General features: G+C 64.6%; 21 protein-coding genes. 15 read left to right on the forward strand and 6 right to left on the reverse strand.

Going from position 1 to position 24,193, the window contains the following annotated elements; all coding sequences use genetic code 11:
- The first annotated feature begins 275 nt into the window (after window positions 1-275).
- Window positions 276-1,517, forward strand: a complete 1,242-nt coding sequence (locus tag HAP48_RS32155; RefSeq protein ID WP_166203891.1) for a flavin-dependent oxidoreductase — start codon at window positions 276-278, stop codon at window positions 1,515-1,517.
- A 15-nt stretch (window positions 1,518-1,532) separates the two neighbouring features.
- Here the strand turns inward: HAP48_RS32155 and HAP48_RS32160 are convergent, their stop codons facing one another.
- Both HAP48_RS32160 and HAP48_RS32165 read right to left on the reverse strand, forming a co-directional pair.
- Window positions 1,533-1,985 carry a cupin domain-containing protein gene (locus tag HAP48_RS32160; RefSeq protein WP_026192554.1) on the reverse strand — a complete coding sequence of 151 codons (453 nt, stop codon included), beginning with the start codon at window positions 1,983-1,985 and terminating at the stop codon, window positions 1,533-1,535.
- Between the two features lie 81 nt (window positions 1,986-2,066).
- A complete protein-coding gene (locus HAP48_RS32165) occupies window positions 2,067-3,233 on the reverse strand; it encodes an ABC transporter substrate-binding protein (protein ID WP_166203892.1) in 1,167 nt (388 codons plus the stop codon).
- Between the two features lie 294 nt (window positions 3,234-3,527).
- Here HAP48_RS32165 and HAP48_RS32170 point away from each other — a divergent pair, with 294 nt between their 5' ends.
- The 3 genes from HAP48_RS32170 to HAP48_RS32180 all read left to right on the forward strand — a co-directional run bounded on the left by HAP48_RS32170 (window position 3,528) and on the right by HAP48_RS32180 (window position 6,657).
- Window positions 3,528-4,022, forward strand: coding sequence for a MarR family winged helix-turn-helix transcriptional regulator (locus tag HAP48_RS32170; protein WP_166203893.1), 495 nt, complete (start codon window positions 3,528-3,530; stop codon window positions 4,020-4,022).
- A gap of 179 nt (window positions 4,023-4,201) precedes the next feature.
- On the forward strand, window positions 4,202-4,840 hold the full coding sequence (locus HAP48_RS32175; protein WP_224496708.1) for an alpha/beta hydrolase: 639 nt from the start codon (window positions 4,202-4,204) through the stop codon (window positions 4,838-4,840).
- Window positions 4,841-5,013: 173 nt separating this feature from the next.
- Window positions 5,014-6,657 (forward strand): benzoate-CoA ligase family protein, encoded by a 1,644-nt coding sequence (locus HAP48_RS32180; protein WP_166203894.1) that lies wholly within the window; start codon window positions 5,014-5,016, stop codon window positions 6,655-6,657.
- 37 nt (window positions 6,658-6,694) lie between these two features.
- Here the strand turns inward: HAP48_RS32180 and HAP48_RS32185 are convergent, their stop codons facing one another.
- Window positions 6,695-8,305, reverse strand: coding sequence for a DHA2 family efflux MFS transporter permease subunit (locus HAP48_RS32185; protein WP_166203895.1), 1,611 nt, complete (start codon window positions 8,303-8,305; stop codon window positions 6,695-6,697).
- A gap of 8 nt (window positions 8,306-8,313) precedes the next feature.
- Window positions 8,314-9,501, reverse strand: a complete 1,188-nt coding sequence (locus HAP48_RS32190; protein WP_166203896.1) for an HlyD family secretion protein — start codon at window positions 9,499-9,501, stop codon at window positions 8,314-8,316.
- Between HAP48_RS32190 and HAP48_RS32195 the strand changes: the two genes are divergently transcribed.
- Both HAP48_RS32195 and HAP48_RS32200 read left to right on the forward strand, forming a co-directional pair.
- On the forward strand, window positions 9,490-10,386 hold the full coding sequence (locus HAP48_RS32195) for a TetR/AcrR family transcriptional regulator (protein WP_338028960.1): 897 nt from the start codon (window positions 9,490-9,492) through the stop codon (window positions 10,384-10,386). The genes HAP48_RS32190 and HAP48_RS32195 overlap by 12 nt on opposite strands.
- Window positions 10,386-10,808: a nuclear transport factor 2 family protein gene (locus tag HAP48_RS32200; protein ID WP_166203897.1), complete on the forward strand. Its 423-nt coding sequence runs from the start codon at window positions 10,386-10,388 to the stop codon at window positions 10,806-10,808. The genes HAP48_RS32195 and HAP48_RS32200 overlap by 1 nt, the downstream gene beginning before the upstream one ends.
- 122 nt (window positions 10,809-10,930) lie before the next feature.
- On the opposite strand, the gene HAP48_RS32205 is transcribed toward HAP48_RS32200, so the two are convergent.
- Window positions 10,931-12,625 (reverse strand): ATP-binding protein, encoded by a 1,695-nt coding sequence (locus tag HAP48_RS32205; RefSeq protein WP_166203898.1) that lies wholly within the window; start codon window positions 12,623-12,625, stop codon window positions 10,931-10,933.
- A gap of 155 nt (window positions 12,626-12,780) precedes the next feature.
- Window positions 12,781-13,707, reverse strand: a complete 927-nt coding sequence (locus HAP48_RS32210) for a LysR family transcriptional regulator (protein WP_166203899.1) — start codon at window positions 13,705-13,707, stop codon at window positions 12,781-12,783.
- Window positions 13,708-13,860: 153 nt separating this feature from the next.
- Here HAP48_RS32210 and HAP48_RS32215 point away from each other — a divergent pair, with 153 nt between their 5' ends.
- The 9 genes from HAP48_RS32215 (at window position 13,861) to chvE (ending at window position 24,109) form a co-directional block, all read left to right on the forward strand.
- Window positions 13,861-14,892, forward strand: a complete 1,032-nt coding sequence (locus tag HAP48_RS32215; protein ID WP_420869913.1) for a class 1 fructose-bisphosphatase — start codon at window positions 13,861-13,863, stop codon at window positions 14,890-14,892.
- Window positions 14,893-14,902: 10 nt separating this feature from the next.
- Window positions 14,903-15,778, forward strand: coding sequence for a phosphoribulokinase (locus HAP48_RS32220; protein WP_166203901.1), 876 nt, complete (start codon window positions 14,903-14,905; stop codon window positions 15,776-15,778).
- Complete coding sequence (gene tkt / locus HAP48_RS32225) at window positions 15,775-17,796, forward strand: transketolase (RefSeq protein WP_166203902.1); 2,022 nt, start codon at window positions 15,775-15,777, stop codon at window positions 17,794-17,796. Before HAP48_RS32220 ends, tkt begins: the two co-directional genes overlap by 4 nt.
- Before the next feature lie 15 nt (window positions 17,797-17,811).
- A complete protein-coding gene (fba, locus tag HAP48_RS32230) occupies window positions 17,812-18,894 on the forward strand; it encodes a class II fructose-bisphosphate aldolase (protein WP_166203903.1) in 1,083 nt (360 codons plus the stop codon).
- A gap of 30 nt (window positions 18,895-18,924) precedes the next feature.
- Window positions 18,925-20,388, forward strand: coding sequence for a form I ribulose bisphosphate carboxylase large subunit (locus tag HAP48_RS32235; RefSeq protein WP_166203904.1), 1,464 nt, complete (start codon window positions 18,925-18,927; stop codon window positions 20,386-20,388).
- A gap of 12 nt (window positions 20,389-20,400) precedes the next feature.
- Window positions 20,401-20,826, forward strand: a complete 426-nt coding sequence (locus tag HAP48_RS32240; protein ID WP_029080708.1) for a ribulose bisphosphate carboxylase small subunit — start codon at window positions 20,401-20,403, stop codon at window positions 20,824-20,826.
- Window positions 20,827-20,937: 111 nt separating this feature from the next.
- Window positions 20,938-21,879: a CbbX protein gene (gene cbbX / locus HAP48_RS32245; protein WP_166203905.1), complete on the forward strand. Its 942-nt coding sequence runs from the start codon at window positions 20,938-20,940 to the stop codon at window positions 21,877-21,879.
- 32 nt (window positions 21,880-21,911) lie between these two features.
- On the forward strand, window positions 21,912-22,592 hold the full coding sequence (locus tag HAP48_RS32250; RefSeq protein ID WP_420869828.1) for an HAD family hydrolase: 681 nt from the start codon (window positions 21,912-21,914) through the stop codon (window positions 22,590-22,592).
- Window positions 22,593-23,041: 449 nt separating this feature from the next.
- On the forward strand, window positions 23,042-24,109 hold the full coding sequence (gene chvE / locus HAP48_RS32255; RefSeq protein ID WP_166203907.1) for a multiple monosaccharide ABC transporter substrate-binding protein: 1,068 nt from the start codon (window positions 23,042-23,044) through the stop codon (window positions 24,107-24,109).
- Window positions 24,110-24,193 lie beyond the last annotated feature (84 nt).

Here is a 24,193-nt window from a genome sequence, read left to right on the forward strand (position 1 = left end):
GCGCGGAACGCGCGTCTCGAAGGATGCACGGCCCGGCCGGTGGCCGTCGACCCTTCGAGACGCCGCTTCGCGGCTCCTCCAGCGACAACGGCGAAGCCGTTGCGCGGGGGGTGACGGGAATGGATGGGAGCGCGCTGAGCCAATGTTAATCCTAAGGCGAAACAGCGCGGATTGGCGAAGACTGGCGGCCGCAAACCCGCTTGCGGCCAGACAAGCGGGCGTGCGACCTTAGGCGCAAGGGTAAAAACGTCCTGTTGTGAGTGGAGTAAAGGACGATGAAGGCGATTATCGTCGGAGGCGGAATCGGAGGCCTCACCACTGCGCTGATGCTTCGCTCGCGCGGCATCGCTTGCGAGCTGTATGAGCAGTCGGAGACGATCCGCGAGCTCGGCGTCGGCATCAACACGCTGCCGCATGCGATCCGCGAGCTGGCGGGGCTGGGCCTGCTCGACAAGCTCGACGACGTCGCGATCCGCACCTTTGAGCTGTTCTATCTGACGCGGCACGGCCAGCAGGTCTGGCACGAGAAACGCGGGCTCGACGCCGGGCACGACGTGCCGCAATTCTCTGTTCATCGCGGCCGCCTGCAGGGCGTAATCCATCAGGCCGTGATCGACCGTCTTGGCGCGGATGCGATCCGCACCGGCTGCCGGCTCGGCTCGTTCACGCAGGACGAGGGCGGCGTCTCGGCCTATTTCTTCGACCGCGCTGGCAGCCACGTGCACACCGCGCGCGGCGACATTCTGATCGGCGCCGACGGTATCCACTCCAAGGTGCGCGAGATGCTGTTTCCGGATGAAGGCGGGCCGTGCTGGAACGGGCTGATGCTGTGGCGCGGCGCCACCGATTGGCCGGCCTTCCTGACCGGACGCTCGATGATCATCGCCGGCGGACTGAACGCCAAGGCCGTGATCTATCCGATCGCGCCGGGCTCGAGCCCGGCGAGCCGGCTCACCAACTGGGCGGTGCTGGTGCGGATCGGCGACGGCTCTTCGCCGCCGCCGCGCCGCGAGGGCTGGTCCAATCTCGGCCGGCGCGACGAGATGATGCCTTACGTCACTGGTTTCACGATCCCGCAGGTCGACTTCACCGGCCTGATCAACGCGACGTCGGAGTTCTGGGAGTACCCGTGCTGCGACCGCGATCCGCTGCCGTGCTGGTCGAGCGGACGCGTCACGCTGCTCGGCGACGCCGCGCATCCGATGTATCCGGTCGGATCTAACGGCGCGTCGCAAGCCATCCTCGATGCGCGCTGTCTTGCCGATATGCTGGCGCGAGCGGAGCATCCGCGCCAGGCGCTGGCGGCCTATGAGCGGCAGCGGCTGCCGATGACCGCCGATATCGTCGCCTCCAACCGCCGCGGCGGGCCGGAAGGCGTGATCGACGCCGTCGAGCAGCTCGCGCCGCAGGGCTTCACCGACGTCGACACCATCCTCAATTATGAGGCCCGCGAGGCGATCGTGCGCGGCTATGCCGCGAAGGCCGGCTTCGCCGCGCGCGTGGTGGCGCGGCAGTAGCGCCTGAGGAGAGAGTTACGCCGGAGGCGGCGGCAGGAAGTGGATGTTGTGTTCGGCGGCGAGCCGCACCACGTCATCCGGGTTCTGTTCCTTCATGTTGTGGATCGCCCAGAACAGGTCGTAGAGCCTTCGCGTCGGCGACACCCAGAACAGCGTCTTGGCCGGCTGCTGCGACTTGTTGAAGATGCCGTGCGGCTTGCCCATCGGCAGGCGCACCAGATCACCAGGGGTGGCTGACTCGTCGGCGCCGTCGAGCATGAAGTCGAGCTTGCCCTCGAGGATATAGAGGTACTCGTCCTGGTCGGGATGGATATGCGGAGGCACGAAGGTGCCCGGCGGGAAGGTGGCGTGCCAGGAGAACGAATGCTCGGTGCGGCTCTTCGGCACGTAGGTCTGGCCAAGGATGCTCCAGGAAATGCCCTGGATGCCTTCATTGGCGCGGGTGATGCCGGCGATCTCGTCTTTCATCGTCATGTTTCCCTCGCTTTGTTTGGCGCGTTTTCTTCACGCGAACCGGTGTCCACTTCGCTTGAAAACGCTTTGAGTGATTCACTTGGCGGCGCAGTCCTTGGCGTAGCGGTCGCCATAGTTCGAGAACACTTTTTCGACGATCTCGGTCTGGAATTTGCCGTCGGGCCGCTTCGCGACCTTGGTGAGGTAGAAATCCTGGATCGGATAGCCGTTGGTGTTGAACTTGAAGTTACCGCGCAGCGAGGTGAAGTCGGCCTTCTTCAGCGCCGCCGCGACGGCGTCCTTGTTGGAGAGGTCGCCCTTCACCGCCTTGACCGCGCTGTCGATCAACAGCGCCGCGTCATAGGCCTGCATGGCGTAGGTGCCGGGCACGCCATTGTAGGCGGCCTCATAGGCCGTGACGAACTTCTTGCTCCTGACATTGTCGAGGTTGGGCGCCCAGTTCGCGCCGCCGAACATGCCGACGGCGGCGTCCTGCTGCGCGGGGAGAGTGGATTCGTCGACGGTGAAGGCGGAGAGCACCGGCACGGTGGCGCCGGCCTGCTTGTACTGCTTCACGAGGTTCACGCCCATGCCGCCCGGCATGAAGGTGAACAGCGCGTCCGGCTTCAGCGAGGCGATCTTGGAGAGCTCGGGCTGGAAATCCAGCGTGTTCAACGGCGTGTAGGATTCCTCGACGATCTCGCCCTTGTAATCGAGCTTGAAGCCGGCGACGGAGTCGCGGCCGGCCTGATAGTTCGGCACCAGCAAATAGACCCGCTTGTAGCCGCGGTCCTGCGCCACCTTGCCGAGGATCTCGTGCACCTGATCGTTCTGGTACGACGTCACATAGAAGAACGGATTGCACTCCTTGCCGGCGTAGCTCGAAGGGCCCGCATTCGGGCTGATCAGGAAGGTCTTGCTATCGGTGACCGGACGGTGGATCGCCTGCAGGATGTTGGAGAAGATCGGGCCGACCACGAAATCGACCTTGTCGCGCTCGAGCAGGCCGCGCACCTTGACCACTGCGCCGTCGGGCTTGAGCTCATCATCGGCGTTGACGATCTCGACATCGCGGCCGGCCATCTTGCCGCCGAGGTCCTTGATCGCGAGCGCAAAGCCGTCGCGGACCTGCTGGCCGAGCGCTGCGGCCGGTCCCGAGGTCGTCACCAGCACGCCGATCTTGATCTTCTCCTGGGCGGCCGCCGGGCTGACCGCGATACCCAGCAGCGCCGCCAATCCCGCGAGCTTCGTCAATTGCTTCATCTCACTCCCCCAGCCACTGGCTCGATGCCTCGGCTTCAACTTGTTTGGCCTCAGCTTAGTCTGACGCGCGCGACCGCTGCAAGCGATGTGGCATCGCGTCAGGGCGATCGTCGCGCACCATGCACGCACCGCACATGCAAGCGTCGCGCCAATTGCTTGAAGTTTAAAGAAATTGCAGGATCGGCACTGATGTAGCACACAAGATTCGCAATTGTCCTTGCGGGACGCCGCGAATTGCTTGAAGCTCAAAGTAATCGGTCCGACCGGAACCCGCTGTGGAGGCGCGATCGCCGCATGATCCTCGATTCCGAAACCAAAGCCGTCGAACTGCCCGACGATCACGGCACCGAGCTGCGGCTGTGGCTGCGGCTATTGACCTGCACCACGCTGATCGAAGGCGAGGTGCGCAGCCAGCTGCGCGAGAAGTTCGACGTCACGCTGCCGCGCTTCGATCTGATGGCCCAGCTCGACAAGGTATCCGACGGCATGACGCTGTCGGACCTGTCGAAGCGGATGATGGTGTCCAACGGCAACGTCACCGGGCTGGTCGAGCGCCTGGTCGAGTCCGGTCACCTCGATCGCCGTACCTCAGAGGCCGACCGCCGCGTCCAGTTCATCCGGCTGACCAAGCTCGGCCGGGCCGAATTCCGCAAGATGGCGGCCGAGCACGAGAAATGGATCGCCGATATCTTCGGCGACCTCTCGCCGAAGGATATCCGCGAACTGATGCGGCTGCTTGCCAAGGCCAAGGGCTCGGCGCAGCGCTCCGCCAAGGCGAGGACGGCGTAGCGCCGTGACCGGGATCGATTACGAGGTCGAGTACAACAACCGGGCGCGGGTGCCGGAAAACCCGGCGCTGATGGCCGGCTGGGCGAGGGACTCCGCTGCCTATCGCGAGCAGCACCCGCCGCGGCGGCTGAGCTACGGTCCGGGCAGCCGCAACGTCATCGACCTGTTCGAAGCCGATCGTGACGGGGCTCGTCGTCTTCATCCATGGCGGCTACTGGCAGGCGCTCGATGGCTCGTCATCGAGCCACTGCGCACGGGGCCTCAATGGCCACGGCATCAGTGTGGCAGTGCCAAGCTACGATCTCTGCCCCAACGTCTCGGTCGGCGATATCATCGCGGAGATGCGCGCGGCGTCACGCGAACTGGCGAAGCTCGGCCGGCCGTTGGTGATGTCCGGCCACTCGGCCGGCGGACATCTTGCCGCATGCATGCTCGCGACCGATTGGCCGGCCTACGATGCATCGTTGCCAAAAAATCTGGTCAAGGCTGCTTACGCGATCTCCGGCCTGTTCGAGCTCGAGCCGCTGGTCGGCACCTCCATCAACAAGGCACTCGGGCTCGACCGCGCCGCAGCAAGGGCGGTGAGCCCGCTGTTCTGGAAAGCGCCCGCGGGCGCGACGCTCGATGCCGTCGTCGGCGGCAATGAGAGCAGCGAATATCATCGACAGAGCCGGACCATTGTCGATGCCTGGAGCAAGGCGGACGTGGCAACGCAGTTCGGCGTCGTGCTCGATGCCAATCATTTCACCGCGATCGCACCGCTCGCCGACCCGGGATCGGCGATGGTCGCACGGCTGAAGCAGCTCACGCAGATCTGAGGTTTCGGGAGGGGCGCGGCCATTTCCACGCCATTTCCACCCTTGCGCCAAACTATTTTAAGTATAAAATGATTGGCGATTGGAACGCTGCCGGGCGTCCTCGATCCTGGTCTTCTCGATGTTGGTCTTGATTTGATCTTGGCCTTTCTGGATGGAAAGCGAGGGGCAATCGAATGTCAGGTGAATTTCCCGGGCTCGGCCCATCCGGGCATGTCGACGATTTCGCGCGGCGCAACCTGCCGCCAATGCAGCAGTGGCCGCAGCTGCTGCTCGACCGGCCTGAATTCAGGTATCCCGATTATCTCAACGCCGCGGTCGAACTGACCGACCGCATCGTCGAGCAGGGCATGGGCGATCGCATCGCGCTGATCGGCAACGGCCGCCAGCGCACCTACAAGGAATTGACCGATTGGTCGAACCGCCTGGCGCATGCGCTGGTGGAGAATTACGGCGTCAAGCCGGGCAATCGTGTCCTGATCCGCTCCGGCAACAACCCGGCGCTGGTCGCGGCCTGGCTCGGTGCGACCAAGGCGGGCGCGGTTGTCGTCAACACGATGCCGATGCTGCGTGCGGGCGAACTCGCCAAGATCATCGACAAGGCCGAGATATCGCTGGCGCTGACCGACAGCCGCATCGCGGACGAACTGGTGGCCTGCGCCAAGACCAGCAAATTCCTCAAGCAGGTCGTCAATTTCGACGGCACACAGAACCACGATGCCGAGCTCGACCGGATTGCGCTGAACAAGCCGGTGAAGTTCGATGCGGTCAAAACTGGCCGCGACGATGTCGCGCTGCTCGGCTTCACGTCGGGCACCACGGGCGAGCCCAAGGCGACGATGCACTTCCATCGCGATCTCCTGATCGTGGCGGACGGCTATGCCAGGGAAGTGCTCGAGGTGACGCCCGACGATGTGTTTGTCGGCTCGCCGCCGCTTGCTTTCACCTTCGGTCTCGGCGGGCTCGCAATCTTCCCGCTGCGCTTCGGCGCCACCGCGACGCTGCTGGAGAACGCGGCGCCGAGCGAGATGGTCCGGATCATCGAAACCTACAAGGCGACGATCTGCTTCACCGCGCCGACCGCCTATCGGGCGATGATGGCCGCGATGGACAAGGGCGCCGATCTATCGTCGCTGCGGCTCGCGGTCTCGGCCGGCGAGACGCTGCCGGCGCCGGTGTTCGAGAGCTGGACGACGAAGACCGGCAAGCCGATCCTCGACGGCATCGGCAGCACCGAGCTGCTGCACATCTTCATCACCAACCGCATGGGCAGCGCGGTCGGCGGCACCACAGGCACGCCTGTTACCGGCTACCAGGCCAGGATCGTCGACGAGGACATGAACGAACTGCCGCCGGGCCAGGTTGGCAAGCTGGCAGTTCGCGGCCCAACCGGGTGCCGCTATCTCGCGGACTCCAGGCAAACCAAATATGTCCGCGACGGCTGGAATATTACCGGCGACGCCTTTGTCAGCGACGAGAATGGTCGGCTGTCGTTCGTGGCGCGTGCCGACGACATGATCATCTCGGCGGGCTACAACATCGCTGGCCCCGAGGTCGAGGCGGCGCTGCTCGGGCATCCCGATGTCGCCGAATGCGCGGTGGTCGGTGCACCCGACGAAGAGCGCGGGCAGATCGTCTCGGCGTTCGTGGTGTTGAGGCAGGGCGCGCCCAGCGACGATCTCGAGGTCAAGCTGTTGCAGGATCACGTCAAGGCGACGATCGCGCCGTACAAATATCCGCGCGCGATTGCCTTCGTCGAGGCACTGCCGAAGACTCAGACTGGAAAGATCCAGCGCTTCAAGTTGCGCGAGGCAAGTTGAGAGCAGGGCGACGGCCGCGGCCGCCGCCCTCGAGAGTTCAGTGCGCGCCGGCGCCGCCTGCCGCGCTCTTCGGCTTGCCGGTCAGAACGATCGCGATCGCGGCCAGCACCAGCACGACGCCGATCACAGCAAACGCATCGCTGAAGCCGAGCACCAGCGCCTGGCGCTTCACGATATTTCCGATCGCCACGATCGCCTGGCTGTGTGCGGTGGCGGGGTCCGAGATGCCGTGGCTGAGGAAGTAGTTGGTGACCTCGGCGATTCGGGTCCGCACCTCTTCGCGGCCGAGATGGACGGACTGGCCGATGATGTTGGAGTGGAACTGCTCGCGCTTGGTGACGATGGTCGCGAGCAGCGCTGTGCCGATCGCGCCGCCGAGGTTGCGCATCATGTTGGAGATGCCGGAGGCCGCCGGTGCATCCTGCGGCGCGACGCTACCGAGGCTGATCGCGGACAACGGCGCCAGCGTAATCGCCTGGCCGACGGCGCGGACGATGTTCGGGACGAAGAACTGGTCGCCGGAATAGTCGAGCGACATCTGAATGTTCATGAAGGAGGAGATCGCGAACAGTGCCATGCCGGTGAACGCGATCAGGCGGGCATCGAAGCGCTGCATCAGCATCGGCACCAGCGGGATCAGGATCAATTGCGGCAGGCCCGTCCAGGCCAGCACCTGGCCGATCTGCTCGGCATTGTAGCGCTGCACCTGGCCGAGATAGGCAGGCAGCAAATAGACCGATCCGAACAGCGCGAAGCCGACGAACACTGACGAGATTGTGCCAAAGCCGAAGCTGCGCTGGGTCAGCAGCCGCAGCCGGAGCAGCGGCTTCTCGACCACGAGCTCGATCACGACGAACAAGGTCAGGCTGACGGCCGCGATCACCGCGAGCTTGACGATGAAGGGCGAGCCGAACCAGTCGTCCTTGTTGCCTTCCTCGAGCACGGCCTGCAGCGACGACAGGCCGATCGCCATCGTGATGATGCCGAGCCAGTCGCCCTCGCGGAGCAGATGCAGCTGCATCGGTTGGCGTTCGAGCGTGAAATCGAGCGTGATGACCATCACCGCGGTCGGGATCACGTTGACGAAGAAGATGGTCTGCCAGCCGTAATTCTCGGTCAGGTAGCCGCCGATGGTCGGGCCGATCGCCGGGGCAAAGGTCACGGCGAGCGCGAACATCGCCAGCCCAATCGGCTGCTGCGGCTTCGGCAGCTTGGTGAACACCAGCGTGAACGCCATCGGGATCAGCACGCCGCCGAAGTAGCCCTGCAAGCCGCGCATCGCAATCATCGACGGCAGATCGTGGGTGAAGGCACAGGCGACCGAAAAGATCGCGAACAGCGTCGCGTGGACGATCATGATCTTGCGGAACGAGAACACACGGCTGAGGTAGTCGGTCAGCGGGATCACCACGATCTCGCCGATCAGGTATGAGGTCGAGATCCAGGAGCCATTGTCGACGCCGGTGCCGATGCCGCCCTCGATGTTGAGCAACGAGGCGTTGGTGATCTGGATGTTGAGGATCGCCATGAAGGCGCCGATCATGGCCGCCAGGATCGAAATCCAGACGGTCACGCTGGCGCGGTTGGGATCGGCGGCGGCCGCGGCGCGGGGCGCGGCGGCGGGGGAGGAGAGCGCGAGGTCGGACATGACATCACCTATTTGAACGAGGCGACAGCGAGTTTCGAGGTGGCCTTGGCGTGCGGGGCGTCCTCGGCAGGATGTGAAAGCGTCGCGATGGACGGGATCACGGACATGCCCGGCCGCAGCTCGACGGCAGTTGCGTCAAGCACGATCTTCACCGGGATGCGCTGCACCACCTTGGTGAAGTTGCCGGTGGCGTTGTCAGGCGGCAGCAGCGCGAATTCCTGACCGCTGGCCGGCGCGAGGCTGTCGACATGGCCGCGCACGACCTGACCGGGGAACATGTCGACCTCGATCTCGACCGGCTGTCCCTTGCGGACATTGGTGAGCTGGGTCTCCTTGTAGTTCGCGATCACATAGGCGCCGGTAGCCGGCACCAGCGACATCAACTGCGTGCCGGCCTGGACGTACTGGCCGGTGCGCAAGGTGCGGTTGCCGACGACGCCGTCGATCGGCGCGGTGATCGTGGTGTAGCTGAGATTGAGCTCTGCCTGGTGTTGCAGGGCTGTGGCCCGTCCCAACGCCGCGACCGCCTGGGCGATCTCGGCCTTGAGCAGTTCCACCTGGCGCTGGGCGGAGGCGAGGTTGGCGGTGTCGCGGGCGATAGCAGCCTGCGCGCTGGCGTAGCGCGACTGCGCCTGCTGCGCGTTTTGAACGCTGCCGTAGCCGGTGCCGGCGAGGTCGGTGTAGCGCTTGTTCTCCTGCTCGGCGAAAGTCTGCGTTGCGGTGTCGACATCGAGCGTCGCACGGGCGGCTTCGATCACGGAATGCTGCACGTCGAGCTGCGCGCGCTTGCTGGTGATCGCAGCTTCGGCGGCGGCGACGTCAGCCTTCGACTGATCGAGCGCGACCTTGAAATCGCGGTCATCGATCCGCGCCAGCATCTGGCCGGCGTGCACGCGCTCATTGTCACCCACCAGCACTGCGCTGAGATAGCCGGAGACCTTGGGCGCGATCGTCGTGTTGTCGGCCTTCACATAGGCATCGTCGGTCGAGATCTGAAAGCGGCCGAGCGTCCAGTAATCCCAGCCGTACCAGGCGCCACCGGCGAGGAGGGCGAGAGCTGCGCCGGTCAGCAGCAGGCGGCGTAGCTTGCCCTTGGCGGCAGGGGCCTTCGCGGCCTCCGGAGCGGCGATCAATTGCTTGGCGGTCTCGGCCGGAACCTGGCTCTCGGCCTTGAATGATGTCTCATGCTGGCTCATGGCGTCGCTCCTGATCTGTTCTATCCCGTTGGAAAATCTTACCTATTTCAGTGGCAGCCGGCGGGATTAATTAGGAAACTTGATGTTTTCCAAAATAAAGCCCATATTGGGACTGTCAATAGAATGACAGGCATCATCCAAAAGCATGGCTCGGATCGACTGATGAACGGAAAGGGCAAAGGTCAGGCAGGATCTCAGGCAGGACAAAGCGCGCCGGCACCGGAGCGGCGCGGCCGCGGGCGGCCGCAGCTGCGCTCCGATGACGAGACGCGCGCCCTCATCTATGAGGCGGCGCGGCGTGAGTTTTCGGAGCGCGGCTTCGCTGCGGCCAACATCGCCGACGTCGCCTGCCGCGCCGGCGTCTCCACCAAGACACTCTACCGGCTGATTCCGACCAAGCTCGCGCTGTTCGAAGGCATGGTGACGGACAGGGTGGACCGGTTCGTGTCCATCGTGAATCTCGGTGCCTGCGACGGCCGCAATATTGCGGCGGCGCTGGAGGCCGCCTTGCTGAGCTGCGCCGAGCTCATCCTCGATGCCGAGGTGATCGCGCTGCAACGGATCATCCTGGCCGAGAGCGACAAATTCCCCGACATTGCCGAGACGTTCTACGAAAAGGCCATGCAGCGCACCATCGCCGCGCTGGCGAACTGGCTGGGCGTGCAGCAGAGGCGAGGGCGGATCGTGCTCGACGATGCGGAGACTGCCGCGGGCATGCTGCTCGGCATGCTCGTGTTCAAGCCGCAACGCGACGTCATGTTCGGGCACAAGCCGCCGCCGGCACGCAGCGAGATCGAGGCGCGCGCCAGGGCCTGCGCGGCCCTCTTTCTGTCCGGATGCGCGGTGCCGGCCGGCCAGACCAGCAAACAGAGTGGAGACGCGTGATGCCTGAGTCCGCGCCGACCTACACCGTCGAGGCGCAGATTTCGCGCGCCGACCAAGCCAAATGCCAGGACGTTCTGACGCGCTGGATGGCGGCGCTCAATCGTTATGACGCCGCGGCCATGGATGCGCTGATGCACTTCCCGCATGTGCGGATCGCGGGCGGCGCGGTTACCGTCTATCAGCAGAGCGGCAACAATCCGATGGACCTGTTCGAGCGGCTGCGCAAACAGGACGGCTGGCACCACAGCGCCTGGAACGAGACGACGCTCGTGCAGTCCTCGCCGGCGAAAGCGCATTACGCGGTCCGCTACACGCGCTATCGCGAGGACGGATCGGTGATCGGGGTGTACGATTCGCTTTACGTGCTGAGCCTGCTCGACGGCGCCTGGAAGATCCAGAGCCGCTCGAGCTTTGGTCCCTAAAACATGATCCGGAAAAGTGCGAAGCGGTTTTCCGAAAAGATCATGCTCAAACAAAAGGCTAAAGCGCGATGACGATTCAACCCAATCTCATCGCGCTTTAGGCAAGCCGCGTTACGTTGGCGTTACTTGGCCGCCGCCGATGCGGGCGGCTGGGCCAGCACCTGGCGGATCATCCGGGCGAGATCGGATTTGCGATAGGGCTTCGGCAACAGCGTCACATCGGGGTCGAGACGGCCGTGGTGAATGATCGCGTCCTCGGTGTAGCCGGAGGTGAAGAGCACACGCACCGACGGCAGCTTCGCGATCACGGCATCGGCCACCTGCCGGCCGTTCATGCCGCCGGACATGATGACATCGGTGAACAGCACGTCGCAGACGAAACCGTTGTCGACGGCAGCCAGCGCTTCCGGGCCGTTGGCGGTGACCATCGTGTGATAGCCAAGCTGCTCGAGCTGGGCGCTGACGTAGTTGCGGACCAGCGGATCGTCCTCGACGACCAAGATGGATTCATGGCCGCCGCGGGTGTCGACCAGAGGGGGCGGCTCGACGTCGACCATGTCGCCGCTGCTGCGCGGCAGATAGAGCTTGATCGACGTGCCGTGGCCCTCTTCGGAATAGATCTTGAGGTGGCCGTCGGACTGCTTGATGAAGCCGTAGACCATGCTGAGCCCAAGGCCGGTGCCCTTGCCGGTGTCCTTGGTGGTGAAGAACGGCTCGAACACCTTTTCGCGGATCTGCTCCGGGATGCCGCCACCGGTGTCGCTGACTGCGACCATCACATATTCGCCCGCCCGCGCATCGAGATTGGCGGCGGCATAAACCTCGTCGAGGATGACGTTGCTGGTCTCCAGCATCAGCTTGCCGCCGTCGGGCATCGCATCGCGGGCATTGAGGGCGAGATTGAGCAGCGCGGTCGACATATGGTTGGGGTCGATGAAGGCCGGCCAAGCGTCGGGCTCGAGCGCGGTATCGATTTCGATCTGCTCGCCGAGCGAGGGGCGCAGCAGCCGCGCGGTGTCCTGCACCAGCGTGTTGAGGTCTGCTTCACGCGGTTGCAGCGGCTGTTGCCGCGAGAAGGCCAGCAAATGCTTGGTCACCTCGGCGCCGCGGAATGCCGCGTCGCTGATCATTTTCGTCACCGATGACAGCGCGGCATCGTGCTCCACCGCTTCGGCCAGGATGTCGATCAGGCCGGTGATGACGGTCAGGATGTTGTTGAAGTCGTGCGCGATGCCGCCGGTGAGGTGCCCGACGGCCTCCATCTTCTGCACCTGGCGCAGCTTCTGCTCGGCTTCGAGCTGTTCGCGCGCGGCCTCGACCTCCCGGGCGCGCATGAAGATTTCTGCTTCCATCTGCTCGGTGCGCTCGCGCAGCAGGTCTGTCAGCTTGTCCTGCTCGACGCCGCGCTGCTTCAACTGGATGAAGCTGGTGACGTCCTCGACCCGATGGATGATGTAGGCGAACTGTCCGCTTGGTCCGAAAACCGGCGTATTGCGCGGGCTCCAGTAACGTTCCTCGAAGCCGCCGCCCTCTGACTCGGGCTTGCGGATATCGTATTTCTGCACCGACATGGTGTCGAGGCGGCGGAACTGGACCACCCGCTCGAGCGAGGCGCGCAGGTTCCGCACCCCGTCGGCGGCCGGATCGTCGGGATTGTCGGGAAAGACCTCGAACAGCCCGCGCCCAAGGATCGCGGCGCGCTCGGTCTTGGTGGCACGCAGATAGGCGTCGCTTACTGCCACGATGTGGAAGTCGGGCTGGGTCAGCACCAGATAGAGGCCGGGCGCCGCCTCGAATAACGCCTTGAAGTCAGGCATCGGCGGGGACTGGTTCTGCAGTTCATCCTCCCTTGGGGGATACGGTCAGGTGGCCGCACTCAAGATGTGACATGCGCTTCGCGGAACTTCAATGCCTAACATACGGCGCCACCTCGTTTTTCTCGATCGCGCGTGCATCGCGGCATCGCGCGGCGCTAGCGCGAATTCGGTAGATAGCGCCAGCCCTCCTTGCCGAGGAAGTCCAGCATGGCCTGCGCGGGCGGCAGCAGGATCTTGTCGATGCGCCTGATCGCGTGCCACTGCCGGACGATCGGCAAGCCCTTCACCTTGAGCACCACCAGCCGGCCGTCCTCCAGCTCGTGAAACACCGTGTGCTGGGAGATGAAGGCGATGCCGAGCCCGGCCATCACCGCCTGCTTGATGGTCTCGTTGCTGTCCATCGCCATGCCGAGCTTCGGCTCCAGCCCGACCCGCTCGAAATATTGCTGCATCAGCATCCGCGTGCCTGATCCCTGCTCGCGGGTGATGAAGGTTTCATTGGCGAGCTCCGATGTGGCGACGTGCCGTCGCCGCGCCAGCCGATGATCGGGCGCGGCGATGATGAAGTGCGGATGCCGGCCGAGCGGCTTCATCTCGACCTCGACATCGGCCGGCGGCCGGCCCATCACCGCGATGTCGAGATCGTAGCCGCGCAGCGCGTCGCGGATCTCCTCGCGGTTGCCGATCCTGAGCGTGACCTCGATCTTGGGAAAGCGGCGCGAGAACGCCGCGATCGCGAACGGCACGAAGTATTTCGCGGTCGAGACCGCGCCCATTGCGACGCGGCCGCCACTGCGGCCTGCGATCATGTCGAGCGACTGCTCGCAGTCCTTGAGCGCCGCCTCGATCCGCTCCACCAGCGTCAGCACATGCGCGCCGGCATCCGTCAGCGCCATGCCGTCGCCGGTGCGCTGGATCAGCGGCAATCCGGCGAGCGCCTGCAGGTTGCGGAGCTGCAGCGTCACCGCCGGCTGCGTCAGGTTCAGCTGGTTGGCCGCCGACGTGATCGAACCGGCGTGGTGCACGGTGGACAGCGCACGCAGCTGGCGGATGGTGAGGTCCCGCGAGAAGTTCCCGGCCACGACAAGCTCCATAAGAAATACTTTGCCCGGACCAAAGATAATAAAATTTCCCTAATTCGGCAAATCGCGCGTTGATACGGCGGAAGGCGACTCCCCGCGGTCGCCTCTCGACACCTCGGGACAGAGGGCGATCAAAGGGAGAGGCCGGTGGAGATTCGTCCTGCATTGCATGCCCATCTGGAGTGGCCGACGCAACACAACCCGTTGCGCGCCGCGACCGTTGCGGTGATCGAAGCCCTCGCCGGTGCCGCGATCGAGCTCTCGCGCATCATCGCCGCCGGATCGCTCGCCGGGATCGGCGGCGAGAGCGGCGGCGTCAACCCCGACGGCGATCGCCAGAAGACCATCGACATCGTCGCCGACCAACTGATGCGCGACGCGCTGCGCACCGCGCCGGTCGCCGCGGTGCTGTCGGAGGAAGTCGAGCTGCCGGAGACGCTCGATCCCGATGCGCCGCTCTGTGTCGCGATCGATCCGCTCGATGGATCCGCCAATCTGGAAAACAATATCTCGATCGGCACGATCTTCTCGATTCGGCCGAAGGGAAACGACGTCATCTCGACCTTCTTCGAGCCCGGCACGGCGCAATGTGCCGCCGGCTGCTTCATCTACGGTCCGCAGACCGTGCTGGTGCTGGCGCTCGACCAGTGCGTCGACTGCTTCACGCTGGACCCGCGAACCGGCGAGTTCGTGCTGACGGCGCGTGACCTGCGGGTGCCGCAGGACGGGTCGGAATTCGCTATCAATGCCTCGAACCGGCGGCACTGGAGCGGCCCGGTGCGCAGCTACATCGACGAGTGCCTCGCCGGGGTGAACGGCGAGCGCGGGCGGGACTACAACATGCGCTGGATCGGCTCGCTGGTGGCGGAAGCCTACCGCATCCTGATGCGCGGCGGCGTGTTCCTGTACCCGGCGGATGCGCGCCAGGGCTACCGCGAAGGCCGGCTGCGCCTGCTGTATGAGGCGCATCCGATCGCGCTGATCATGGAATGGGCGGGCGGTGCCGCGTCGAACGGCCGCTCGCGCATTCTCGAACTCTCGGCACGCACGCCGCATCAGCGCGTGCCCTTGATCATGGGATCGGCGCGCGCCGTGCGCGACGTCGATGCGATCCACCTGACCGTCGAGCCGTTGTTCGAGAGCAGCGATGCCCCGCTGTTCGCGCGGCGCGGCCTGTTCCGCTGAGGGGGAGCGCATGTCTCGTCGACATCCCATCATCTCGATCACCGGCTCTTCCGGCGCCGGCACCACCTCGGTGAAGAAGACGTTCGAAAACATCTTCCGCCGCGAGAACGTGGTCGCGGCCTATATCGAGGGCGACGCGTTCCACCGCTACGACCGCGCCGAGATGCGCAGCAGAATGTCGGAGAAGGCCGAGCGCGGCGACAAGCATTTCAGCCATTTCAGCCCTGAGACCAATTTGTTCGAGGAACTGGAAAAGCTGTTCAGCGACTATGCCGAGACCGGCACCGGAACGACGCGGCACTATGTGCACGACGAGGAAGAATCCCGGCTCTACGGCGCCAAGCCCGGCACCTTCACCAAGTGGGAGCCGCTGCCGGAGAATTCCGACCTGCTGTTCTATGAGGGCCTGCATGGTGCCGTGGTCACCGAAAAGGTGAACGTCGCGCAGCACGCTGACCTCAAGATCGGGGTCGTGCCGGTCATCAACCTCGAATGGATCCAGAAGCTGCATCGCGATCGCAGCCATCGCGGCTACTCCACCGAGGCGGTGACCGACACTATCCTGCGCCGGATGCCTGACTATGTGAACTACATCTGCCCGCAGTTCAGCGAGACCGACATCAACTTCCAGCGCGTGCCGACGGTCGACACGTCGAATCCGTTCATCGCGCGCTGGATCCCGACGCCGGATGAATCGATGGTCGTGATCCGGCTGAAGAACCCGCGCGGCATCGATTTTCCCTATCTGCTCTCGATGATCCCGAACAGCTTCATGTCGCGCGCCAACTCGATCGTGATCCACGGCGCCAAGCTCGACCTCGCGATGCAGCTCATCCTCACCCCGCTGATCCTGCAACTGATCGAACGAAAGAGGCAAACGATATGACCGCACTTGCGTCCGTTGCCAGCCGGCCCGACGTCAGCCATGACGAGATGGCCAACGCCATCCGCTTCCTCGCCGTCGACGCGGTCGAGCAGGCGAAATCCGGCCATCCCGGCATGCCGATGGGCATGGCCGATGTCGCGACCGTGCTGTTCACCGATTTCCTGAAGTTCGATCCGGCCGATCCGGCCTGGCCCGACCGCGACCGTTTCGTGCTGTCGGCAGGTCACGGCTCGATGCTGCTCTACGCGCTGCTCTATTTGACGGGCTACGAGAGCATGACGCTCGGTCAGCTCAAGGCCTTCCGGCAATGGGGATCGAAAACCCCGGGCCATCCCGAATACGGGCATACACCGGGGGTCGAGACCACGACCGGGCCGCTCGGGCAGGGGATTGCGACCGCGGTCGGCATGGCGCTCGCCGAGCGCTTGATGAACGCACGCTTCGGCGACGACCTAGTCGACCATTACACCTATGTGATCGCCGGCGATGGCTGCCTGATGGAGGGCCTCAGCCATGAGGCGATCTCGCTCGCCGGTCATTTGCGGCTGAACCGGCTGATCGTGCTGTTCGACGACAACCACATCTCGATCGACGGCGCCACCTCGCTGTCCTGCTCGGACGACCAGACGGCGCGCTTTGGGGCCAGTGGCTGGAACGTGTGCCGCATTGACGGCCACGATCCGCAGGCAATCTCTGCGGCGATCAGGCAGGCGCGGTCGAGCGAGCGTCCGTCGCTGATCGCCTGCCGCACCGTGATCGGGTTCGGTGCACCGAACCGGCAGGGCAGCGAGAAGGTGCATGGCGCGCCGCTCGGCACCGATGAGGTGGCGAAGACCCGCAGCGCGCTGCGCTGGCCGTATCCGGCATTCGAAATCCCGGATGCGGTGCTGGCCGAATGGCGCGAGCTCGGCGGCCGCGGCCGTGACGCACGGCGGGCCTGGATCGAGCGTTCGCGCATCGCCTGCAAGGGCGACAAGGGCGAGCGGTCTGCATTCCACGACGCGCTGAACCGGAAACTGCCCTGCGCCTATGCCGAGGCGATGGCGAACCTCGTGGGGCGGTTTGCAACCGAGCGGCCAAAACTCGCCACGCGGCAGGCCTCGCAGCAGGTCATCGACGTGATCGCGGAGGCCTTGCCGAACCTGCTGGGTGGCTCGGCCGACCTCACGCATTCGAATCTCACGCTGGCGAAGTCGCAGGTCTCGGTGCGGCCGGAGACGCTCGACGGCAGCTACATCCATTATGGCATCCGCGAGCACGGCATGGCCGCGGCGATGAACGGCATCGCGCTGCACGGCGGGTTCATTCCCTATGGCGGCACCTTCCTCAGCTTCGCCGATTACAGCCGGCCCGCGATCCGTCTCGCCGCGCTGATGGGCATCCGTGTCATCCATGTGATGACCCACGATTCGATCGGGCTCGGCGAGGACGGGCCGACGCATCAGCCGGTCGAGCATCTGGCGGCGCTGCGGGCGATCCCGAACCTGCTGGTGTTCCGTCCGGCCGATGCAGTGGAGACGGCGGAAGCCTGGGACTGCGCGCTGAAGGCGGAGACCTCGCCGTCGATCCTCTGCCTGTCGCGGCAGGCGTTGCCGACGGTCCGCGACGATATCAAGGACAACCAGGTCGCGCTCGGCGCCTACGTTCTCGTCGAGCCGGCCTTCGGGCGTGACGTCACCCTGATTGCAACGGGTTCGGAGGTGGCGATCGCGCTCGAAGCCGCAAAGCTGCTGGCGGAAGGAGGGGTGCAGGCCGCGGTCGTCTCGGCCCCGTGCCTCGACCTGTTCCGCCAGCAGCCGCGCGACTACCGCGCCCAGGTGCTAGGCGACGCCCCGCGCGTCGGTGTGGAGGCCGCAGTCGAAGGCGACTGGGCGCGCTGGCTCGGCGACGACGGGGCGTTCGTCGGCATGACCGGCTTCGGTGCCTCCGCGCCGGGCGACGTGCTGTACCGCGAATTCGGCATCACGCCTGCGGCCGTTGCCGCGGCGGCAAAGCAGCTCATGCAACGAGTGAATTGAAAGGAGGACGCCATTATGGCGCGGATAACACTGAGGCAATTGCTGGACCACGCCGCCGAACGCGGCTACGGCGTGCCGGCCTTCAACATCAACAATATGGAGCAGGGCCTCGCCATCATGGAGGCGGCCGCCGCTTGTGACGCACCGGTCATCATCCAGGCCTCGCGCGGTGCGCGGTCCTATGCCAACGACATCATGCTGGCGAAGATGATCGATGCGCTGGAGGAGATGTATCCGCAGATCCCGCTCTGCCTGCATCTCGATCACGGCAACGAGGAGGCGACCTGCGCCACCGCGATCCGCTACGGCTTCACCTCGGTCATGATGGACGGCTCGCTCAAGGCCGACGCCAAGACCGCGGCCGACTACGACTACAATGTCGATATCACCCGCCGGGTCGTCGAGATGGCGCACTGGGTCGGTGCCTCGGTCGAAGGCGAGCTCGGCGTGCTCGGTTCGCTCGAACATGGCGGCGGCGAGCAGGAGGACGGTCACGGCGTCGAAGGCAAGCTGAGCCACGATCAGCTGCTGACCGACCCCGACCAGGCCGTCGATTTCGTCCGCGCCACCAAGGTCGATGCGCTGGCGATCGCGATGGGCACCTCGCATGGCGCCTATAAGTTCACGCGCCGGCCCGACGGTGAAATCCTGGCGATGCGCGTGGTCGAGGAGATCCACACGCGGCTGCCGAACACGCATCTGGTCATGCACGGCTCGTCCTCGGTGCCGCAGCCGCTGCAGGACATGTTCAACCAGTTCGGCGGCGAGATGCCGCAAACCTGGGGCGTGCCGGTCGAGGAGATCGTCCGCGGCATCAAGCACGGCGTGCGCAAGGTCAATATCGACACCGATTGCCGGCTGGCGATGGCTGCGGCCTTCCGCAAGGTCGCGGTGCAGTCGAAGAGCGAGTTTGATCCGCGCAAATTCCTGAAGCCGGCGATGGATGCGCTGCGCGAACTCTGCCGTGACCGCTTCGAGCAATTCGGCACGGCCGGCAATGCCGCCAGGATCAAGGTGGTGGCACTGCCCGAGATGGCCCGTCGCTACCGCGCCGGCGCGCTCGATCCGCAGATTGGAAAGATGACCCAGGCCGCTTGAGCAAATGGCGGCGAACGACAGGAGATTTCGATGAATATTCAGCAGTCGATCACGGTGCGTGGCAAAGATCGCTACAAGTCCGGCGTGATGGAATACAAGCGGATGGGCTATTGGGAGCCGAATTACGAGCCCAAGGACACAGACGTCATCGCCTTGTTCCGCGTCACGCCGCAGGACGGCGTCGATCCGACCGAAGCCTGCGCGGCGGTGGCGGGCGAATCCTCGACCGCGACCTGGACCGTGGTGTGGACCGACCGGCTGACGGCCGCGGAAAAATACCGGGCGAAGTGCTATCGCGTCGATCCGGTGCCGAATTCGCCGGGCAGCTACTTCGCGTATATCGCCTACGATCTCGATTTGTTCGAGCCTGGCTCGATCTCGAACCTGACGGCGTCGATCATCGGCAACGTGTTCGGCTTCAAGCCGCTGAAGGCGCTGCGGCTGGAGGACATGCGGCTGCCGACCGCCTATGTGAAGACATTCCAGGGCCCGGCAACCGGCATCGTGGTGGAGCGCGAGCGGCTCGATAAGTTCGGCCGTCCGCTGCTCGGCGCCACCGTGAAGCCGAAGCTCGGCCTGTCCGGCCGCAACTACGGCCGTGTTGTCTATGAAGCCTTGAAAGGCGGGCTCGACTTCACCAAGGACGACGAGAACATCAACTCGCAGCCCTTCATGCACTGGCGCGAGCGCTTCCTGTACTGCATGGAGGCGGTCAACCGCGCGCAGGCCGCGACCGGCGAGATCAAGGGCACTTATCTCAACGTCACCGCGGCGACCATGGAGGATATGTACGAGCGCGCCGAATATGCCCATGAGCTCGGCTCCAACATCGTCATGATCGATCTGGTGATCGGTTACACCGCGATCCAGTCGATGGCGAAGTGGGCGCGCAGGAACAACATGATCCTGCATCTGCATCGCGCCGGCCATTCCACCTATACCAGGCAGCGCAGCCACGGCGTCTCGTTCCGGGTGATCGCGAAATGGATGCGGCTGGCCGGCGTCGACCACATCCATGCTGGCACGGTGGTCGGCAAGCTCGAGGGCGATCCGAACACAACGCGCGGCTACTACGATATCTGCCGCGAAGACTTCAACCCGATGCAGCTCGAGCACGGTGTGTTCTTCGACCAGAACTGGGCTAGCCTCAACAAGCTGATGCCGGTGGCCTCCGGCGGCATTCATGCCGGCCAGATGCACCAGCTGCTCGATCTGCTCGGCGAGGACGTCGTGCTGCAGTTCGGCGGCGGCACCATCGGGCATCCCCGCGGCATCCAGGCCGGCGCCATAGCCAACCGCGTCGCGCTGGAAGCGATGGTCCTCGCCCGCAACGAGGGGCGCGACTACGTCCATGAAGGACCGGAGATCCTGGCCAAGGCGGCGCAGACCTGCACGCCGCTGCGCGAGGCGCTCGACGTCTGGAAGGACGTCACCTTCAATTACGAGTCGACGGATGCCCCCGATTTCGTTCCCACGCCGAGCTTGGCGGTTTGACAGGAGATTCTGATGCGCGTTACCCAAGGCTGCTTTTCCTTCCTGCCCGATCTGACCGACGAGCAGATCGCCGCACAGGTGCAATACTGCCTCGACAAGGGCTGGGCGGTGAACATCGAGTTCACCGACGATCCGCATCCCCGCAACACCTATTGGGAGATGTGGGGCCTGCCGATGTTCGACCTGCGCGATGCGGCCGGCATCATGAAGGAGCTCGCCGACTGCCGGCGGGTCTATGGCGACCGCTACATCCGGATCTCCGGTTTCGATTCCGGCCACGGTTGGGAGTCCGTTCGCATCTCCTTCATCGTCAACCGGCCCCGCGAGGAGCCGGGCTTCCGGCTCGACCGCCAGGAAGCCGCCGGACGTAACCTCCGTTACGCGACGCGTTCCTATGCGGCGACGCGCCCCGAGGGCGAACGCTACACCGACCAGTGACCGCGTCCGGCCAGTAAACCAGGCGGATTGCTCCCTCGACCGTCCTGGTCCGGATGCACTTCTCCGTCGTCGCCGCCGCGGCGACGGAGCCTTTTTCGAAGCGAGAGGATGATGACCCAAGCGCAAGAACAAATCAGCGAACAAATCCGCGAGACGCCGCTCGCAACCATCGACCTCCGGCATGAATTCGCCGACCTCGGCATCGGCGACGTGCTCGACCAGCTCGATTCCGAACTGATCGGCCTCAAGCCGGTGAAGACCCGCATCCGTGAGATCGCCTCGCTGCTGCTGGTCGAACGCATCAGGCAGAAGATGGCGCTGGCGACGACATTTCCGACCCTACACATGTCGTTCACCGGCAATCCCGGCACCGGCAAGACAACGGTCGCGCTCAGGATGGCCGGCATCCTGCACAAGCTCGGCTTCGTGCGCCGCGGCCACGTCATCAGCGTCACGCGCGATGACCTTGTCGGACAATATATCGGCCACACCGCGCCGAAGACGAAAGAAATATTGAAGAAGGCGATGGGCGGCGTGCTGTTCATCGACGAGGCCTATTATCTCTATCGCCCCGAGAACGAGCGCGACTACGGCCAGGAGGCGATCGAGATCCTGCTGCAGATCATGGAACAGCAGCGCGAGGATCTGGTGGTGATCCTGGCCGGCTATGGCGACCGCATGGAGAAATTCTTCCAGAGCAATCCGGGCTTCCGCTCCCGTATCGCCCATCACATCGACTTCCCGGACTATTCGGACGGCGAGCTGCTCTGGATCGCCGAGTTGATGTTGCAGCAGCAGAATTATCGCCTTTCTCCGGAAGCACGCGAGGCCTTCATCCGCTACGTCGCCGTGCGCAAGGAACAGCCGCTGTTCTCCAATGCGCGCTCGATCCGCAACGCGCTCGACCGCATCCGGCTGCGCCAAGCCAACCGGATCGTGGCAAAGCTCGACCGTACGCTGACGGCCGACGACGTGATGTCGATCGAGGCCGGCGACGTGCTTGCCAGCCGCGTGTTCAGCAAAGGAGCCGGTGCAGCGGGCGAGGGACGATGAATCAGGCGCTCGCAGTGATCCGAAGGACCGGGATGCGCGACATCATTGCGGGCGCCCGTGCATTGATCTTCGACGTCGATGGCACGCTGGCCGAAACCGAGGAGGTGCACCGTCGCGCCTTCAACGAGGCGTTTGCCGAGGCAGGCCTCGACTGGTTCTGGGATCAGGTCACCTACGCGCGGCTGCTCCGCGTCGCCGGAGGCAAGGAGCGCATCCGCGCGTTCGACCAGCGCAACGCGGTGCCGTCGCTGACATTCGCCGATATCGCGGACCTGCACCGGATCAAGACCGCGTGCTACGCCGCGCTGATAGCGGCGGGCGGCTGCCCGCTGCGGCCGGGCGTGAGAGCATTCCTCGGCGGTGCACGCCGCCGCGGCCAGCGGATGGCGATTGCGACCACGACCTCGCATGGCAATATCGATGCGCTGCTCTCGGTTGCGCTGGGGCTCGACTGGGCCGACCTGTTCGAGGCGATCGTTGCCGGCGATGACGTTCCGCGCAAGAAGCCGGCGCCAGACGTTTATGTCGAGGTCCTAGCCCGGCTTGGACTGGCGCCGTCGGATTGCATCGCCATCGAGGATTCCGGCAACGGCCTCGTTGCCGCGTCGCACGCGGGCATCCCCGTGGTCATCACCCGAAGCGCGTATTTCAGTGACGATGATTTCGCCGAGGCGCTGCTCGTCGTCGACGACCTCTCGGCGATCGACAAGTAAGCTCAGCGCCGTGTCGTTCGGGCGGGTCTGCCCGGTACAGGTCACAAACAATGTGACTAGTCGGCGCATTTCTTCCGTGGAATAGTACCGAAGTACCCCGCAAGAGGGTCGCCCTGCGCTGCCACACCACCTTGAACGCTGGTGGGGGGCGCACACGAATGAGCTTGGGAGACCGCGCCTCATGATGCCTGAATCCACCGTTGCGCCCCCTTCAATTCCTTTGCTCGCAGGCGAGTGAAGCCGGCCGGTGCCGCGTGGACTGGCGATCGACGCGACGCGAGGGATGGTGGTGCCAGTCATGGGCTGCATCGACTTTTTCGCAACAAATCACCCTGACAACGGCGCAGATTCGGCCGTCGCGAGGTGGTATACCATATGCCGTGCTCGTCATGGTTGATACGCCAGCGACCGCAGCGCGGAAACCAATCCAGGAAGAAGGGGAGTGACGCATGTTCAGATTGAAGGTCTCGTTGATCGCGCTGGCGCTGGCAGGTCTCACCGCGGTCGCGCCGGACGCGCGCGCCCAGAGCAAGCCGACCATCGGCATCGCAATGCCGACCAAATCCTCGGCACGCTGGATCGACGACGGCAACAACATGGTCAAGGTGCTGAAGGAACGCGGCTACGGGACCGACCTGCAATATGCCGACGACGACATCCCGAACCAGCTCTCCCAGGTCGAGAACATGGTGACCAAGGGCGCCAAGGTGCTGGTCATCGCGGCGATCGACGGCACCACGCTGTCCGACGTGCTGAAGCAGGCCAAGGCCCAGGGCATCACGGTGATCGCCTATGACCGCCTGATCCGGGACACGCCGAATGTGGACTATTACGCGACCTTCGACAATTTCCAGGTCGGCGTGCTGCAGGCACAGTCGATCGAGAAAGCGCTCGGGCTGAAGGACGGCAAGGGGCCGTTCAACATCGAGCTGTTCGGCGGCTCGCCCGACGACAACAACGCCTACTTCTTCTACGACGGCGCGATGTCGGTGCTGAAGCCCTATATCGACAGCGGCAAGCTCGTGGTCGGCAGCGGCCAGACGGGCATGGGCAAGGTCGCAACCCTGCGCTGGGACGGCGCGACCGCGCAGGCCCGCATGGACAATCTGCTCAGCGCCTTCTACGGCAAGAAGCGCGTCGATGCGGTGCTGTCGCCCTATGACGGCCTGTCGATCGGCATCATCTCCTCGCTGAAGGGCGTCGGCTACGGCAGCAAGGACCAGCCGATGCCGTTCGTCAGCGGCCAGGATGCCGAGGTGCCCTCGATCAAGGCGATGCTGCGCGGCGAGCAATACTCGACCATCTTCAAGGACACCCGCGATCTCGCCAAGGTCACGGCCGACATGGTCGATGCCGTGCTGAGCAAGAAGGAGGTCAGCGTCAACGACACCAAGACCTATAACAACGGAGTCAAGGTGGTTCCGTCCTATCTGCTGAAGCCGGTCGTGGTGGATAAGACCAATTGGGAGAAAGTCCTGATTGACAGCGGCTACTACAAGCGCTCGCAATTCGACTAGAGCATGATCCGGAAAAGTGCTTAGCGGTTTTCCGAAAAGATCATGCTCAAACAAGAGGCCAAGCTGGCGGGTGAGCGGCTACCG

This window comes from Bradyrhizobium septentrionale (assembly GCF_011516645.4).
In the GTDB taxonomy this organism is placed as follows: Bacteria; Pseudomonadota; Alphaproteobacteria; order Rhizobiales; family Xanthobacteraceae; genus Bradyrhizobium; species Bradyrhizobium septentrionale.